General features: G+C 73.8%; 16 protein-coding genes and 2 pseudogenes. 13 read left to right on the plus strand and 5 right to left on the minus strand.

The window, feature by feature from the left end:
* Positions 1-27: 27 nt before the first annotated feature.
* Both ACZ3YL_RS17715 and ACZ3YL_RS17720 read left to right on the plus strand, forming a co-directional pair.
* The gene (locus ACZ3YL_RS17715; protein ID WP_465658275.1) at positions 28-3,438 is read left to right on the plus strand and encodes a right-handed parallel beta-helix repeat-containing protein; all 3,411 of its coding nucleotides are present in this window, start codon (positions 28-30) and stop codon (positions 3,436-3,438) included.
* On the plus strand, positions 3,435-4,742 hold the full coding sequence (locus ACZ3YL_RS17720) for a S8 family serine peptidase (RefSeq protein WP_465658277.1): 1,308 nt from the start codon (positions 3,435-3,437) through the stop codon (positions 4,740-4,742). The genes ACZ3YL_RS17715 and ACZ3YL_RS17720 overlap by 4 nt, the downstream gene beginning before the upstream one ends.
* Positions 4,743-4,780: 38 nt before the next feature.
* Here ACZ3YL_RS17720 and ACZ3YL_RS17725 read toward each other — a convergent pair whose 3' ends face one another.
* Entirely contained in the window at positions 4,781-6,028 is a 1,248-nt protein-coding gene (locus ACZ3YL_RS17725) for a MinD/ParA family ATP-binding protein (RefSeq protein WP_465658279.1), read from the minus strand.
* Between the two features lie 111 nt (positions 6,029-6,139).
* On the opposite strand from ACZ3YL_RS17725, the gene ACZ3YL_RS17730 reads away from it, so the two are divergent.
* The 5 genes and pseudogenes from ACZ3YL_RS17730 to ACZ3YL_RS17750 form a co-directional block, all read left to right on the plus strand.
* Positions 6,140-6,274 (plus strand): hypothetical protein, encoded by a 135-nt coding sequence (locus ACZ3YL_RS17730; protein WP_262986054.1) that lies wholly within the window; start codon positions 6,140-6,142, stop codon positions 6,272-6,274.
* Positions 6,275-6,387: 113 nt separating this feature from the next.
* Positions 6,388-6,609, plus strand: coding sequence for an RICIN domain-containing protein (locus ACZ3YL_RS17735; RefSeq protein ID WP_188306833.1), 222 nt, complete (start codon positions 6,388-6,390; stop codon positions 6,607-6,609).
* Positions 6,610-6,871: 262 nt separating this feature from the next.
* On the plus strand, positions 6,872-7,513 hold the full coding sequence (locus ACZ3YL_RS17740) for a DUF6461 domain-containing protein (RefSeq protein ID WP_465658281.1): 642 nt from the start codon (positions 6,872-6,874) through the stop codon (positions 7,511-7,513).
* Between the two features lie 91 nt (positions 7,514-7,604).
* Positions 7,605-8,027 (plus strand): annotated as a pseudogene (locus ACZ3YL_RS17745) (transposase); the annotation flags it as partial.
* Between the two features lie 74 nt (positions 8,028-8,101).
* Positions 8,102-8,299, plus strand: a pseudogene (locus ACZ3YL_RS17750) (IS5/IS1182 family transposase); the annotation flags it as partial.
* 15 nt (positions 8,300-8,314) lie between these two features.
* On the opposite strand, the gene ACZ3YL_RS17755 reads toward ACZ3YL_RS17750, so the two are convergent.
* Entirely contained in the window at positions 8,315-8,698 is a 384-nt protein-coding gene (locus ACZ3YL_RS17755; protein ID WP_465658283.1) for a nuclear transport factor 2 family protein, read from the minus strand.
* A gap of 190 nt (positions 8,699-8,888) precedes the next feature.
* Positions 8,889-9,167, minus strand: a complete 279-nt coding sequence (locus tag ACZ3YL_RS17760; protein WP_465658285.1) for a hypothetical protein — start codon at positions 9,165-9,167, stop codon at positions 8,889-8,891.
* Positions 9,168-9,292: 125 nt separating this feature from the next.
* On the opposite strand from ACZ3YL_RS17760, the gene ACZ3YL_RS17765 reads away from it, so the two are divergent.
* The 6 genes from ACZ3YL_RS17765 (at position 9,293) to ACZ3YL_RS17790 (ending at position 13,173) form a co-directional block, all read left to right on the plus strand.
* Complete coding sequence (locus tag ACZ3YL_RS17765) at positions 9,293-9,757, plus strand: MarR family transcriptional regulator (protein ID WP_465658287.1); 465 nt, start codon at positions 9,293-9,295, stop codon at positions 9,755-9,757.
* Positions 9,758-10,098: 341 nt separating this feature from the next.
* Positions 10,099-10,335 carry a hypothetical protein gene (locus tag ACZ3YL_RS17770; protein WP_188306838.1) on the plus strand — a complete coding sequence of 79 codons (237 nt, stop codon included), beginning with the start codon at positions 10,099-10,101 and terminating at the stop codon, positions 10,333-10,335.
* Between the two features lie 192 nt (positions 10,336-10,527).
* Complete coding sequence (locus ACZ3YL_RS17775) at positions 10,528-11,532, plus strand: terpene synthase family protein (RefSeq protein ID WP_188306839.1); 1,005 nt, start codon at positions 10,528-10,530, stop codon at positions 11,530-11,532.
* A 76-nt stretch (positions 11,533-11,608) separates the two neighbouring features.
* Positions 11,609-12,121 (plus strand): hypothetical protein, encoded by a 513-nt coding sequence (locus ACZ3YL_RS17780; protein ID WP_465658290.1) that lies wholly within the window; start codon positions 11,609-11,611, stop codon positions 12,119-12,121.
* A gap of 82 nt (positions 12,122-12,203) precedes the next feature.
* Positions 12,204-12,464, plus strand: coding sequence for a hypothetical protein (locus ACZ3YL_RS17785; protein ID WP_465658292.1), 261 nt, complete (start codon positions 12,204-12,206; stop codon positions 12,462-12,464).
* 88 nt (positions 12,465-12,552) lie between these two features.
* Entirely contained in the window at positions 12,553-13,173 is a 621-nt protein-coding gene (locus ACZ3YL_RS17790; protein WP_188306842.1) for a DUF1707 SHOCT-like domain-containing protein, read from the plus strand.
* A 331-nt stretch (positions 13,174-13,504) separates the two neighbouring features.
* Here the strand turns inward: ACZ3YL_RS17790 and ACZ3YL_RS17795 are convergent, their stop codons facing one another.
* A complete protein-coding gene (locus ACZ3YL_RS17795) occupies positions 13,505-14,815 on the minus strand; it encodes a hypothetical protein (RefSeq protein WP_465658294.1) in 1,311 nt (436 codons plus the stop codon).
* Between the two features lie 278 nt (positions 14,816-15,093).
* Positions 15,094-15,309, minus strand: coding sequence for a hypothetical protein (locus ACZ3YL_RS17800; protein ID WP_465658296.1), 216 nt, complete (start codon positions 15,307-15,309; stop codon positions 15,094-15,096).
* Between the last annotated feature and the right edge of the window lie 4 nt (positions 15,310-15,313).

The raw sequence follows: 15,313 nt of genomic DNA on the forward strand, positions 1-15,313 counted from the left end.
GCCACGAACGACGGAGGAGAGCGCCCCATGGCCCGCCATGTGCTGACGGTCGGCGCGGAGCCGCAAGAGGGCGGCTACCGCACGATCGGCGCCGCCCTGGAGGCGGCCCGCAGCGGAGCGGTGATCAGCGTCCGCCCCGGCCGCTACGACGAGAACCTGGTGATCACCAAGATGGTGACCATCACCGCCGAGGAGGCCCGCGGCAGCGTACGCATCTCCCCGCGCCGCGGCGCCGTCGTCCAGGTCGTGGCCGAGGCCGTCCAGCTCACCGGCCTGGTCCTGCACGGCCAGGACGAGGAACTGCCCACCATCGACGTCCCGCGCGGCCAGGCCGCCCTGGAGGACTGCGAGGTCGCGGGCAACTCCTGGACCGCCGTCCTCACCCGCCAGCAGGGCTCCCTGGCCATGCGCGGCTGCCGCATCGTCAACCCCGCCGGCGCCGGCATCGTCGAGACCTCCACCGGCACCAGCGTCATCGAGGACACCGTCATCGAACACCTCGGCAGCTCCGCCGTGGTGATCGGCGAGAACGCCAACCCCGTCGTGCGCAACTGCGTCCTGCGCGACGCCCGCGGCAACGGCGTGTGCGCCAACGGCGAAGGCCGCGGCTCCATCGAGGACTGCGAGATCTCCGCCACCGACAAACCCGCCATCGCCCTGGAGGAACACAGCACCACCCGGGTCCTGCGCACCACCGTGCGCGACGTCGCCATCGGCGTCTACGTCAGCTCCACCGCCCAGGTCCTCCTGGAGGACTGCGCGTTCGACGCCACCCGCGGCCACGGACTGGTCCTGGCCGGCGGCACCGACCCGCTGGTGCGCCGCTGCCGCACCACCCGCACCAAGGGCCACGGCATCCACGTCACCGCCCGCTCCCGGGGCCGCTTCGAGGAATGCCAGGTCAGCGACGCCCAGGGCACCGGCATCCTGGTCGACGAGTCCGCCAGCCCGGTCCTGACCCGCACCACCGTCACCGCCGGCGCCGGCGACGCCGTCGACCTCACCGGCGAGAGCGCCGCCGAGTTCGACCGCCTGGAAGTGCGCGGCGCCGCCGGCGCCGGGGTCGTCGTACGCGACGGCGCCAACCCGCTGCTGCGCCGCCTGGACGTCGCCGAGGTCGGCGGCCACGGCGTCGAGGTGCTGCGCGAGGGCCGCGGGCGCCTGGAGTCCTGCCTGCTGGGGGCGGGCGGGCGCGCCGCCCTGCGGGTCGCCGACGGCGGCAACACCCAGGTCGGCGCCACCACCGTGCGCGGCACCGCCACCGCCACCGCCGCCGGCGGGACGGTGAACGGCGTCGAGATCGGCCCCGGCGGCCTCGCCTCGCTGCGCGACTGCGACATCGCCGACTGGAGCGGCGAGGGCCTGCTGGTCGAGGACGGCGGCGAACTCACCGCCGCCCGCACCCGCGTCCACGGCAACCGCCGCCACGGCGTCCTGCTCGCCGCCGGCGCCCGGGCCGCCCTGACCGGCTGCGAACTGACCGACAACACCCGCGACGGCCTGCGGGTGGACTCCGAGGAGCCGGTGCGCGTCACCGGCTGCACCGTGAGCGGCAACCGCGGCTCCGGACTGCGCCAGACCCGCCCCGGCACCCGGCTGGCGGTCACCGAACTGACCAGCCGCGACAACGCCCACGCCGACAGCCACGGCAGCGCCGAGGCCCAGCCCGTCGCCGCCGCGCCCGGCACCCGCCCGGCCGGCGCCGAACCCCTGCCCGGGGACGGGACCCCGCCCGGACCGGACGGCGCCGGCACCGAGCCGCTGCCGCCGCCGGAACCCGAGGGCCCGCAGGCCGCCCTGCAGGCGCTCGTCGGCCTGGAGGGCGTCAAGGAGCAGGTCGCCACCCTGGTCAACCTCAACCGGCTGGCCCGGCGCCGCGAACAGGCCGGGATGCCCGCCCTGCCGATGGGCCGGCACCTGATCTTCGCCGGGCCGCCCGGCACCGGAAAGACCACCGTCGCCCGCCTCTACGGCAGCATCCTGGCCGAACTCGGCGTCCTGCGCAGCGGCCACCTCACCGAGGTCGCCCGCGCCGATCTGGTCGCCTCCATCGTCGGCGGCACCGCCATCAAGACCACCGAGGTGTTCACCGAGGCGCTCGGCGGCGTGCTCTTCATCGACGAGGCCTACACCCTGTCCGCCGGGGGCGGCGGCACCGGCCCGGACTTCGGCCGCGAGGCCATCGACACCCTGGTCAAGCTGATGGAGGACCACCGCGACGACGTGGTGGTCATCGTGGCCGGCTACTCCGAGGAGATGCGCGAGTTCCTCTCCTCCAACCCGGGCCTGGCCTCCCGGTTCAGCCGCACCGTCGAGTTCCGCAACTACTCGGCGCAGGAACTGGTCACCATCGTCGAACGGGCCGCCGCCGCCCACGGCTTCGACCTCGCCGAGGCCACCGTCGAGGCGCTCGGCACGCACTTCACCCGCATGCCCAAGGGCGCGGACTTCGGCAACGGCCGCGCGGCCCGCAAGGTCTTCGAGGAGATGGTCGACCGCCAGGCCTCCCGGCTGGCCGCCCTCGCCGAGGTCACCGACGCGGACCTGCCGCTGCTGCTGCCCGAGGACCTCGGCGCCGAGGCCGCCCGCGCCACCGGCCCCGGCGCGGACGGCCGCAGCGAACTCCTCGCGCGGCTGCGCCAGATGGTGGGCCTGAGCGCCGCCAAGGAGCAGGTGGAGAACCTGGTCAACCTGATCACCCAGGCCCGCCGCCGCGAGGAGGCCGGCCTGCCCGCCGCCAGGATCAGCCACCACCTGGTCTTCGCCGGGCCGCCCGGCACCGGAAAGACCACCGTCGCCCGCCTCTACGGCGCCCTGCTCGCCGAACTCGGCGTCCTGCCCACCGGCCAGCTCGTCGAGACCGCCCGCGCCGACCTGGTCGGCCGCTACATCGGCCACACCGCCCAGCTCACCAAGGAGGCCTTCGAACGCGCCCGCGGCGGCGTCCTGTTCGTCGACGAGGCCTACACCCTCACCCCGCGCGGCGGCGCCGCCTCCGGCGACTTCGGCCAGGAGGCGGTGGACACCCTGATGAAGCTGATGGAGGACCACCGCGACGAGGTCGTGGTGATCGTGGCCGGCTACCACGAGGAGATGCAGGGCTTCCTCGCCTCCAACCCCGGCCTGGCCTCGCGCTTCCCCCAGCAGATCGCCTTCGACCACTACAGCGCCGACGAACTCGTCACCATCGTCAGCCGCCAGGCCGAGGAGGCCGGCTACCTCTGCGCCCCCGAGACCCTCACCACGCTGACGGCGCTGTGCGCGGCCGTCCCCCGGGACCGCAACTTCGGCAACGGCCGCTTCGCCCGCCAGACCCTGGAGGCGATGGTGACCCGTCAGGCCGGGCGCCTGGCCCGCCTGGAGGTCGGCGACGTCTCCGAACTGAGCCTGCTGCTGCCCCAGGACGTCCCCGCACTGCTCCAGGGGAGCGCGGTGTGACCACCCGCCGGGCAACCGCCCTCGCCGCCTGCACCCTCGCCTGCGCCCTGACAGCCCCGGCCGCGGCGGCCACCGGCGACCCCTCCGCCCTGCCCGTGATCGCCCAGAACCGCCCGGCCGCCCGCGCGGGCGACTGCCTCAAACCCTCCGACAAGGGCACCGACCGCACCCCCTGGGCCCAGACCTTCCTGCGCCCCGAGGCCGCCTGGGCACTGAGCCGCGGCGCCGGGGTGACCGTCGCCGTCGTCGGCTCCGGCGTCGACCCCGCCTCCGGCGTCCTGGGCGAACGCCTGCTGCCCGGCCCGCGCGAGTACGGCACCGGCGACTCCACCCGCGACTGCGTGGGCCACGGCACCTTCCTCGCCGGACTGATCGCCGCCCGCCACCAGGACGGCACCGGCTTCGCCGGCATCGCCCCCGAGGCGCGGATCCTGGCCGTGGCCGTCACCGACGACACCGGCACCACCACCCCGGCCCTGCTCGCCAAGGGCATCCGGGACGCGGCCGACGCCGGCGCCCGGGTCATCGCCTCCGCCCTGCCCGTACCCGCCGGCGACGCCGGCCTGGACGACGCGCTGCGCCACGCCGACGCCAAGGGCGCCCTGGTCATCGCCCCGGCCACCCCCGACCAGGGCGGCGCCGCGCTGCCCTCCGCCCCGCCGCAGGTCCTCACCGTCGCCGCCCTCGCGCCGGGCGGCACCGCACCGGACACCACCGGCACGGCGGGCACCACGGGCACGGGCACGGCGAGCGGCACCGGCGGCACCGGCGGCAGCGCGGGGACGAGCACGGGGACGAGTACGGGGAGCGTGAGCACCGGCAGCGGAGCGGGGACGGGCGCCGGCGCCCGGGTCGACCTGACGGCCCCCGGCGAGGCGATGATGAGCACCGGACCGGCCGGCAAGGGCTACTTCACCGGCAGCGGCCCCAGCTTCGCCACCGCCGTGGTGGCCGGCACCGCCGCCCTGCTCCTGGGCCACCACCCCGACCTCGACCCGGCCCACCTGCGCGAGCGCCTCGAATCCACCGCCTACCACCCCGGCACCGCCCTGCCCGACCCCCGCCTGGGCTACGGCACCGTCGACCCCCTCGCCGCCCTGACCACCACCCCGCCCCCCACCGCCGCCGCCCTCCCGGCCGCGCGGGCCACCGTCCTGGGCCCCCCGCCCCCGGACCCCGCCCCCCGCCAGGCCGCGACGGTGGCCGCCGTCGTCCTCACCACCGTCACCCTCACCCTGGGCCTCGCCCTCCTGTGCACCGCCGCCCGCCGCCGGGCCTGGCGCCCGGGCCGCTGGCAGGCCTGACGGACCGCCGCCCGCCCGTCAGCCCGTCAGCCGGCCCGTCAGGTACCGGGCGGCCGGATGCCCTCGGCGACGAGGGCGGCCAGCTCCAGGTAGGCACGGCGGGTGCGCTGGTGCAGCCTGGCGGGCTCGAACGTGCCGCCGAGGGCGAGGTGTTCGTCGAAGGGCAGCACCACGGCGGCCCGGCAGCGCTGCCCGAAGTGGTCCACCAGGTCGTCCGCCCGGATCGCCCGGCCCTTGGCCCGCACGCCGGAGATCACGGTCACGCTGCGCCGCGCCAGCTCCTCGTACCCGTTGACGCACAGCCAGTCCAGGGTGGTGTCGGCGCCGCTGGCGCCGTCGACGCTGGTGGTGGCGGTGATGACCAGCTGGTCGGCGAGGTCGAGCACGGCGCGCATGGAGCCGTGCAGCAGGCCGGTGCCGCAGTCGGCGAGGACGACCGGGTACTGGCGGCTGAGCAGGTCGACCAGCCGCCGGTAGTCCTCGCCGCCGAAGGCGTTGGCGACGGTGGGGTCGCCGTCGTTGGCCAGGACCTCCAGTCCGCTGGGGGTCAGCGAGGTGAAGCGGCGGATGTCCATGTAGCCGGTGATCGAGGGCGCGGCCGCGAGCATGTCCTGGACGGTCGCCGCCGTCTCCCGGCGGACGCGCCGGCTCAGGGTGCCGGTGTCCGGGTTGGCGTCGACGGCGACGACCTTGTCGGCCCGGGTCTCGGCGAGGACGGAACCGAGCCCCAGGGTCGTGGAGGTCTTGCCGACACCGCCCTTGAGGCCGATGACCGCGATCCGGAAGGAGCGGTGCAGGGGTGTGCGGATGACGGCCTCCAGCCGCTCCCGCTCGCGCTGCTCGCCCCGGCCGAGGCCCAGACCGGCCCCGAGGCGCCGGGCGCGCCGGGCGGGAACCGGGGCGGCGGCGGGCACGGATGCGGGCACGGGTGCCGGGTCCGGCTGAGGCTGCGGCGCGGCGTACGGGACGAGGGCCGGTGCAGGCGGTGGGGTGGCTGGTACGGGCGGTGCGGCGGGCGGTGCGGGCACGGCGTACGGCGCGGGAGGCGCGGCGGGCAGTACGGGCACGGCGTACGGCGGGGGCGGCGGCAGGAGGACGGCGGGGCCGTCAGGGGCGGGCCGGGCCTCCGGGGGGATGAGCACCGTGCCCAGCGAGTCCAGCGGCCGGTGCCAGTCGGGCACGGCCGCCCGGGCCGGGGGGACGAGCCCGTAGTCGGGGGCGAGGTCCCGTTCCGGGCCCGCTCCCAGCCGCCGCACCTGCTCGATGACCATGTGGTCCGCCGCCACGCTCCGCCTCCTGTCGCCGCGTCGGCCCCCTGCCGATGCCGTACGGGATCCCCCCACCGGGCTCAACGGCCCGGGCCCGCGACGCCGTTCACCGCGGACGAGGCGCGCCGCATGCTCGCCGTCCTACCGCTGCGCCCGCACGGCGAGGCCGACGGAGTCGACATGGAGTTCCACGACCACCTCGTCGCCCTCCCAGCGGCCGCGCTCCTAGAGGTCCTCGCCGTCCTGGGCTTCCTGGGCAGCTGACCGGCGCGAAACCCCGTGCGGCCCGCAACGGTTGACATAGTTGATCATGGAAGTCCAGCCTCGGTCCGCATACGTATCGATAGGTGCTCCAACGCTCAGGGGTGGCTGGTTTCATGAAGCTCGGCAGGGTTCTCGGTGTGACGGTGTCGGCCGGTCTCGTCTTCGCGGGAATGGGGACCGTCACGGCGAGCGCGACCTCGACCGTCCCCTCGTTCCAGAACAGGTGGAGCGCGCAGTGCCTGGGCGTGGGCAGCTCCACTTCGAACGGGGCGCCCGTCATCCAGTGGCCCTGCAACGGCGAGTTCGACGAGAAGTGGATGACGCGGAACTTCTGACCGGCCGCGAAGCGAAGGTTCCCGAACCCGGCGGGCAGCGCGACGTGATCGACCGCGACGACGGACCTCGGCGCGGGACGCACTGGTAGCGCACCGGCTCGGCGTCCGCGCAGACCCGGGTGCCCCTTCCGCACGCGGGCCGGGCGCCCGGGCCGGGCAGCCAGGGCCTGTCTCCTTGATCGGGCCGGGTGGGCGGCCGGGTCGGAGCAGGCCGCCGGCCCGGGGCGGAGGTGTGTCGGTGTGGTGCGGCAGGATCACCTGTATGACGGACGGAATCGCCTGGCTCGCGGAGCCACAGAGCATCGCCTTCGGCGGCTACAGCGTGACGCTGGCCCGAGGGCTCGGGGTCGAGGCGCTGGCGGTGCGGATCGCGGCCTCGGCCCAGTGGTCGGAGCGGACGGTGGAGCCGGTCGGGGAGCTCACCGGGGACGGGCTGGTCGAGGCGCTGGAGGAGGAGTTCGGGGACGCCTGGGACGGGATCGGGCTGCGGCTGGGGGTGAGCGGCGGGTGGACCTTCGCGGTGGCGTACGGGGGCTGGTTCGGGGAATTCCGGGACGGTCCGGCGATCTCCGAGGGCGGGGCCGAGGTCTTCCTGGTGGAGTACGAGGAGGAGAACGGCAAGCCGGTGCCGCCGACCTTCCGCTACCACCGGGACGGTCGGACGGTGTGCTCGTTCAATCTGCACCTGGACGACTCATGGGGCAACGGCCAGGTCGTCGGAGACCCCGAAGTCGCGGGTAAGATCAAGGAGTTGCTGAGCGCCGAAGGTCTGCCGGACGAGGAGCGAGCGGGCCGCGAGGTGCACCGGACCACCCTGGGGGTGCTGGAGCGGCACTTCGGTCTGACGCTCCCCCGGGCCCTGGTGCTGGAGGCCCCGCTGCCGGCCGTCCTGCTCGCCGACTAGAGCGTGACTCTTTGATGGGCTGAGCTGTTGATCGGATGTGTCTGTCCGATTGGTGATCAGTGATGCCATGTGGGACTGGATCGAGCCGTTGATGCCGGCCGATCCGGTCCGCGGGCGGCGACGGGCGAACCACTGCCGCACTCTGGAGGCGATCGCGTGGAAGTACCGCACGTGCTCGCCCTGGCGGGACCTGCCCCACGAGCTCGGCTCGTTCAAGACCGCTCACAAACGACTGCTGCGCTGGGCAGTCACGGCACTTGGGTCAGGGTCTTCGCAGCTATTCTCGCCGCAGCGGACGCGGGCGACGACATCGGCTGGACCGTCTCGGTGGACTCCACCGTCTGCCGGGCCCACCAGCACGCCGCCGGTGCCCGCAAAAGGTGACACCGGCCGAGGAGAGCCGGCCGACCACGCACTCGGACGCTCGCGGGGCGGCCTGAGCACGAAGGTCCACCTGGCCTGCGACAGCAACGCCCGTCCGCTCGCGGTCGTCCTCACCGCCGGACAAGCGGGCGACGCGCCCGCGTTCACCCCCGTCATGGCGGCGATCCGCATCCCACGCACCGGTCCGGGGCGACCGCGAACTGCCACCGCCAACGACGTGGTCCTCACGGTGGCAGGCCACCTGCCTTCGACCCCGAGTCCGACAAGGAACGCAACACCGTCGAGCGGTGCATCAACCGGTTCAAGCAGTGGCGCGGCCTGGCCATGCGAACCGACGAACTCGCCATCGCCTACCAAGCCGCACTCCACCTCGCCGCGATCCTCATCTGGACCCGCAGATAACCAAAGAGACAGTCCCTAGCCGAGGATGAGGCGGAAGACCTGGTTGTAGACGAAGAAGCCGCCGGGCCGGTCGGGGATCGGGGCCAGGACGAACATCTCGCTGAACCGCAGCGGCTTGTCGTAGGCGTTGTCGACGGCGAGGCTGCCGGTGACCAGGACCACCACGGAGCCGTTCGCGCAGGGCTGCGGGTCGACCGAGGTGATCTGGGTCCTGACGGTCTTCAGCTCGGGCTTGGCGAGCTGCCCGATGATGCCGCTCGCGCCCTGGATCTGGGCGCTCTCCCAGGTGAGCATCGACTCGGGCCGGTAGAGGCTCGCGAGGTTGCCGCGCGCGGAGTAGTCGTCGAAGGTCGTGAAGTAGTGGTTCACGAAAGCGTTGGCGATTGCGCTGAAGTCCATGGGCGGAACGTATCGGGACGCCAAAGCGCCTCACTGGCAGGCGAGATGACGACCACTCATTCGAGTGGCTCCGGGTTTGCGGCCCCGACGGACCCTGCGGGCCGTCCGGCGGCCACCGCCCGAACCGCGGGCCCGGGTGGAGCGGGAAGTCGGCGGGGGCGACTTCCCGCTCCGGTCAGGGGGCCGCCGCTCAGCCGCAGGGCAGGTCCAGGTTGTACGTGCGGCAGCCGGAGTCGATCTGGGTGTCGGTCCAGCACGGGCCGCTCAGCACGTAGCGGGCGCGCAGCGTGTCGTTGCCGCCGCCCGCGCAGGCGGCGGAGTTGCCCCCGACGGTGCCGCAGGCTCCGCCGCTGCCGGAGCTGGAGCCGTCCAGCAGGTCCCGGCCGTCGTAGGTCACGGTGGAGGCGAAGCCGAACCCGCACGGGTACGTGTTGCCGGCGCTGTACCACGCGCCCCGGCGCCGGAGCACGCCCGGAACACCCCGGACCCGGCCTGAGCCGGCCGCTGCACCCCTGCGAACCGCCTTGACCTCAAGCCGACTTGAGGTCCTACGGTGATCACGTCCTGGCGATCGAACAGAAGAGGCGCACCAGCGTGACGCTCAAGGAGTACCCGCACGAAGTCCTGGCCGCCCAGCCCATCGGCGCGTGGACCGGCGAGGCGTACCGCCGGGTGGTCGGAGCCCTGCGCGAGCAACTGGCCGTGGAGAACCTCACCCAGCCGCACTGGTGGACGCTCAACCACGCCGCCGGCGCCCCCGGCCGCTGGAACCGCACCACCCTGGTCGAACGGCTGGCCCGCCACGACGACCTCGGCATCGACCCCGACCGGGTCTTCGACGACCTCGCCGCCCGCGGCTGGCTGCTGGAGGACGAGACGACCGGCGCCATGTCACTCACCGAGGACGGCGAGGCGGCCCGCCTGCGCGCCCGCGAGCGCAACCACCGCGTGCTCCGGCAGGCCCACGAGGGTGTGGACGAGGCCGACTTCGTGACCACCGTCAACGTGCTGCGCCGCATCACCGCGAACATGGGCGGCGACGGCAACCTGCCCGACTGACCGGGCCCGGGCCGCGCCGGCGACACGGGGTGGTCCGGCATACCGATGCCGCCGCCGGCGGGGCCGTCACCCCGCCGGCGGCGATGCCCGGGACGGCCCGCACAGGAAGTCGACGGGGGTGACTTCCTGCGCGGGCGCACGGAGCCCGGACCCCCGACAGGGACCAACGGCACCCGCGCCCGGGCGGGTTCACCGGCAGGACCGGGAGGCCGGGGGAGGACAGGGAAGGGCGGGGAGGGTCGGGAGGTCGAGGAGGGGACAGATTTCGATATTGATCGAACAACTGACCGCATCTTGATCTACTGTCAGGCCCGAACCATCGGAACGTCGGAGGATCCATCATGCTCAAGCGCATCGTCGTCGGTACCGCCACCGCCGCCCTGATCGTCCTCGGCAGCGGCCAGGCCTTCGCGGGGGACACCTCCTGGGGCGGCGTCGCTCCCGCCGGGGACACCTCCTGGGGCGGTGTGGCGCCCGCCGACACCTCCTGGGGTGACGTCGCCCCCGCCAACACCTCCTGGGGCTGGTCCGCTCCCGCGGACACCTCGTGGGGCGACATCGCCCCCGCTGGCAAGTAACACCCGGGACGAGAGCCCTCCCGCACCCTCGGTGCGGGAGGGCTCGGCGCCTCCGGGTGCGCCGGGTGATGCCCCCCTTGCGCTCTGGCGCGGACGGCGCCGCTTCGACCACGCTGGGCCCGAACCGTCCGGCCGGTACGGCCACGTACAGCCGCTACGGACGACCACCGGACCCGGGAGTGCGGAAGCCGAATGCCCCAGGACATCGAGTTCACGGTGCCCCTCGCCGGCCGGGTCAGCCCCGAGCTGGCCCGGGCCCGCCGGCGCCACCTGGCCTGGGTGCGGGCCTCCGGGCTGGTCGGAAGCGGGGAGGCGCTGCGCCGCTACGAGTCCTCCCGGGTCGCGGACAGCGCCGCGTACGGCGTCCCGGACGCGACCGGCACCGACCTGGACCTCTGCTTCGACCTGCTCGGCTGGTTCTTCCTCTTCAACGACCAGTTCGACGACCAGTTCGACGGCCGGGACGGGTGTACGGGCGACGCGATCGCCGTCTGCCAGGACCTGGTGGACCTCCTGCGCTGGCCGAAACCCCGGACGACCCACGCGCCGCCCGTGGTGGCCGCCTTCGCCGACTGCTGGCAGCGGATGAGTGCGGGCATGTCCGAGGAGTGGCGCCGCCGCACCGTCCACGACTGGGTCGACTACCTGGCCGGCTGGCCCACCAAGATCGCCGAGCGGGCGCACGGTGTCCTCCCGGCCCCGTCCGCGCACCTGCGCGCCCGCCGCCGCACGATCGGCGTGCGCCCGCTGCTCGCCCTGGCCGAGCGGGCCGGGCACTTCGAAGTCCCGCTGCGGGCCTGGTGTTCCAGCCATCTGGAGGCGATGCGGATCGCCGCCTGCGACGCGATCATCGCCATGAACGAGATCCACTCGCTGGAGAAGGACCAGGCCGGCGGCCGCCCCAATCTCGTCCTGAGCCTGATGCGCCACCACGGCGCCTCGCGGGCGGAGGCCGTACGGCAGGTGTGCGACACCGTCGACCGCAGTGTCGGCTCCTTCCTCGACCTGCGCGCCGGCCTGCCCGCCCTGGAGCGGGAACTCGGCGGCAAGATGCCGGAGTTGGCCCGCTACGCCGACGCCCACGCCGCCTGGATCCGCGGCTACCACGACTGGGGGCGCGCGGCTCCGCGCTACACCACCGGCGCGCACCCGGGCGACCTCGGTCTGGAGAACTTGGCCGCCCGGCAGCCGAATTGACCGTGCCCGGCCAGGGGCATCCCCCTATCATGGGCGCGCTCCACGCATCATGATCACGAACCCAGGGGGACACCAGATGACCGCTACCGTCGTCGTGCACGCCGAGCCGCCGTTGGTCGCCCTGCGGAGGGGCTGCTTCGGCGTGGAGATCGACGGGGTGCCGGTCGGCAAGGTGGAACAGGGTGCGATCGCACGCTTCCCGGTGCCGGCCGGCACCCACACCGTCCGGCTCACCACCTGGGACCGCACCCGCTCCAACACCGTCACCGTGGAGGCCGTCGAGGACCGCGAGTTCCTGCTGACGGGCCGGGCGACCGGATACGGCTTCGCCTTCCTGGTGGTGCCCCTGGTTCGCGCCACCATGATCCCCTGGCCCTACGCCGCAGTGCTCCTGCTGCTGATGATCGCGGTCTTCTGGAGCGTGCCCGGCCTGCTGTTCCGCCTGCGCGCCGTAGGCGACTCCCTGCTCCCGTCGGCCCGGGGCGCCGAGCCCGCCCGGCCCGCCGAGGAGGGGTCCGCCGGCAGCGGCCTGTGGTGGGAGTCGGACCCGGCCCTGGCCAAGCGTTTCGGCAAGAACGCCGCCTCCTGACGCGTCCATCCCGCTTCAAGGCACGCCATTGTGGACAACATCCAGGGGTGGCAAGAGAGTTGGCACCTTCACGGGAGCGGACATGGCGCTGAACGCCGGGGGAGGGCCGGCCCGCCACCCACGGCGTCGGCACCGGCGCCGGGGCCGGTGCCCGACGGCGACGGGGCTGGGCTTCCTGCTCTTCGCCTCGGGCAGCGCCGTCGTGGTGCTGCTGGTCGTGACGCGCTCCTGGGGCAAGTGGCTCTACATCGGGCTGATGGTCCTCGGCGTCCTCGGCGTCGGTGCGATCGACCTGTACCGGGCCTGGCGGCGCAGGCGGCCCGGGCCTGGCGATCAGGTGTAACGCGATATACCGTATCGCGATATAACGTAAGTTGCCGCGCGGTCCCTCGCGCGCAGACCTTCGCCGAGCGAGTTCAGGGACGGGAAACATGCCGGGAGAGATCGTGCCCGCCGGGAGCGCCCCCGGCCCCAGCGCCCTGCCCGCGCTGCGGGCCTCGCACGCGGACCGCGACCGCGTGGTCGCCATGCTGGGCGTGGCGGCGGGCGACGGCCGGCTGACGGCCGATGAGCTGGACCAGCGGGTGGAGGCCGCGCTGTCTGCGCGCACGGTCGGCGACCTGGCCGCACTCACCGCCGACCTGCCGCCCATCTCGATCTCGACGTCAGGGGTCCCGGCGGAGTCCAGGGACGTCCTGCGGATCGAGCAGAAGTTCAGCAGGCTGGAGCGGACCGGCGGTTGGGTGCTGCCGCGGCGCCTGGAGCTCGCCGCGGAGTGGTGCAACGTGACGCTGGACTTCACCCAGGCGGTGATCACCCAGGACACCCTGGAGATCGACGTCGACATGCAGGGCGGGAACCTGACGCTGATCGTCGGCCCGGGCATCACGGTCGACCCCTACGGCCTGACCCTGGAGTTCAGCAAGATCAAGAACCAGTACGCCCCCGACCCGGGCACCCCGGTCAGGCTGCGGATCGAGCTGATCGGCAAGAAGGGCTTCGGCCGCATCCGGGTACGCGGCCCCCGCAGGTGGGGGACCCGCCGGAGCTGACCGCCGCGCCACCCGCCCACCGGCCGCCGGCGGTCATGCGTCACCCTTCCTCCGCTTGCGCCGGCCGGTGGAACCGCGGCCGGCGCGGTCGGTGGCCGTGTCCCGGCTGCGTGCCGGCGCTGCTGCCGCTCGCCCTCGTGTGTGCGCACGGGTGCGTCCTTCCGGATGTCCACCGACGTTCCATGGTCATCCGGCGGGTGGCGGGACGGAAGGGCTGAGGGGGCCAGCAGCCGGTGCCCGTCCGGACAGGGGAGCGCGAGTCGAACGGCCGGGCGGGGGGGGGGGGGGGGGCCCCCCCCCCCCCACCCCCCCCCCCCCCGCCCCGGGGGGCTCAGAACCGCTGGAGGACCCAGTCGGCGAGGACGGCGGAGACCGCACTGTGCTCGGTGTTGGCGATGTCGAAGGCGACGTCGTCCAGGTGGAAGCGGTCGGGGGCCTGGTCGAGGAGGTTGAGGTTCGGGTCGACGTCCCAGACGACCGGGTCGTAGGCGAGGGCGCTGGCGCTGACCGCCGGGACGAAGGCCCCGCTGCGGTACTCCTCGCCGATCTTCGCCTTCAGCGCGTCCGCGACCTTGCCGAAGGAGTCCAGGGTGCCGCCGGGCACCCCGTCCAGGGCCGGGACCTCGGTAGTGGTGGAGCGGCGGATCTCGGCGAGCACGTGCATGCTGCCGATCCGCTGCTCGCTGCCGCGCTCGGGCTGGAAGCGGGCGGTGGCGCTGGCGGTGTTGAGCAGGGCCTTCCAGTCGAAGGCGATCTCACCGGCGGGCAGCGGGAGGCCGACCCCGTCGCCGCGGCCGTTGGCGACCCCGAGCAGCCGGGGGCGGCGCGGGAAGTTGCCGAGGTCGGCGAGCTCGCGCACGAAGTCGGTGCGCAGCTCGCTCGCGGTGGCGACGTCGCCGGAGTACGTGGCGTCCGGCACCCAGGCCCAGAGCAGCTGCTGGGCGGCTTCGCTGCGGATCAGGTCGGCCTGGGAGGGCCGGCCGGGCTCGGCGGGGGCGAGCTTCTCGAAGAAGTACGCCATCTGCTGGAGGATCAGCGGGATCCAGGCGCCGTTGTGCGGGGAGTCCCAGGACAGGTAGGTCGCGGTCTCGTGGTCGACGCCGTCGCTCTCCAGCTTGGCGAGCGCGTAGCGGGTGATGATGCCGCCCATGCTCACGCCGCCGACGGTCAGCGGCTCGTCGCCGAGGCGCTCGGCGATGGCCCCGTGGATCGCCTCGGTGACGACCTCGGCGTTGTGCTGGATGAAGGTGTGGCGCTGGTCGAAGCCGATCACGACGATGTCGTAGCCGCGGGCGAGGAGCTGGTCGAAGAGGCCCGGACGGCCTTCCGCGTAGGGGGCGTTGAAGTGGTTGAAGAGCCCGGGGACGTCGCTGGGGCCGTAGTTGAAGCCGTCGGCGAACAGGAACGGCTTCCGCAGGTCGCTGCGCCCGTCGGCGTAGTAGACGCCCGCCGTGCCGCTCGCCCGGCCGCCGCGCAGCTCCCAGGTGGTGTCGGGGACGCGGGTGCCCGGGAGGCCGATCTCGGTGGTGAAGAGGACGTCGTGGGAGATGCCCGCCGCGAGTTCGGCGAGCTCTTCGGAGCCTGGTGCCGCGCCTGCGGCGCTGAGGGAGGTGGAGACGTCGATACGGGGGTTCACGGCCATGGGCTACCGCCTCGATCGGTGCTGATGATTCGTGGACGACCGTAGTCGTGCGGTCACCCTGCGCACCAGGCCATGACCGGTACTGCTCGGAAGTGGCCAGGGATGGACGGTTCGGGAGCGAACGGGGCCGGTCCGCATTCCGTTCAGGGCGGTCGGCGGAAGTGGCCGACGCGCGCCGGCTGCGCCCGTGGCACCGGCCGGTCATGCCCGGTGGGCGGTGCTGACCCGGTGGCCCGACTCGCCCACCACCGTGCGGTGGTGGGCGAGGAGCGGGTTGCCTACTTCTCGACGGTGATGTTGGCGAACTCGATGGCGAAGGCGTCGGGGTCGTCGTCCTCGTCCAGGTGGTAGGTGGCGCCGGCCCAGGCGTCGACCAGGCGGACGCGGTGGGATGTGGGGTCGGTGGGGTCGCCGACGATCAGGACGACGTCCTGGTGGGTGTTGGTGTTCTCGACGTCCTCGACCCACTTGGTGATGTCCGGGTGATCACGCAAGGCG

This window comes from Kitasatospora sp. NPDC023176 (assembly GCF_055560495.1).

What these genes read in the sequence shown, in the direction of transcription:
- ACZ3YL_RS17715 (WP_465658275.1), top strand. Translation starts at nt 28, where the DNA reads ATGGCCCGCCATGTGCTGACGGTCGGCGCGGAGCCGCAAGAGGGCGGC.
- ACZ3YL_RS17735 (WP_188306833.1), top strand. Translation starts at nt 6,388, where the DNA reads ATGAAGCTCGGCAGGGTTCTCGGTGTGACGGTGTCGGCCGGTCTCGTC.
- ACZ3YL_RS17770 (WP_188306838.1), top strand. Translation starts at nt 10,099, where the DNA reads ATGCTCAAGCGCATCGTCGTCGGTACCGCCACCGCCGCCCTGATCGTC.
- ACZ3YL_RS17740 (WP_465658281.1), top strand. Translation starts at nt 6,872, where the DNA reads ATGACGGACGGAATCGCCTGGCTCGCGGAGCCACAGAGCATCGCCTTC.
- ACZ3YL_RS17755 (WP_465658283.1), bottom strand. Translation starts at nt 8,698, where the DNA reads ATGGACTTCAGCGCAATCGCCAACGCTTTCGTGAACCACTACTTCACG.
- ACZ3YL_RS17730 (WP_262986054.1), top strand. Translation starts at nt 6,140, where the DNA reads ATGCTCGCCGTCCTACCGCTGCGCCCGCACGGCGAGGCCGACGGAGTC.
- ACZ3YL_RS17790 (WP_188306842.1), top strand. Translation starts at nt 12,553, where the DNA reads ATGCCGGGAGAGATCGTGCCCGCCGGGAGCGCCCCCGGCCCCAGCGCC.
- ACZ3YL_RS17775 (WP_188306839.1), top strand. Translation starts at nt 10,528, where the DNA reads ATGCCCCAGGACATCGAGTTCACGGTGCCCCTCGCCGGCCGGGTCAGC.
- ACZ3YL_RS17795 (WP_465658294.1), bottom strand. Translation starts at nt 14,815, where the DNA reads ATGGCCGTGAACCCCCGTATCGACGTCTCCACCTCCCTCAGCGCCGCA.
- ACZ3YL_RS17785 (WP_465658292.1), top strand. Translation starts at nt 12,204, where the DNA reads ATGGCGCTGAACGCCGGGGGAGGGCCGGCCCGCCACCCACGGCGTCGG.
- ACZ3YL_RS17780 (WP_465658290.1), top strand. Translation starts at nt 11,609, where the DNA reads ATGACCGCTACCGTCGTCGTGCACGCCGAGCCGCCGTTGGTCGCCCTG.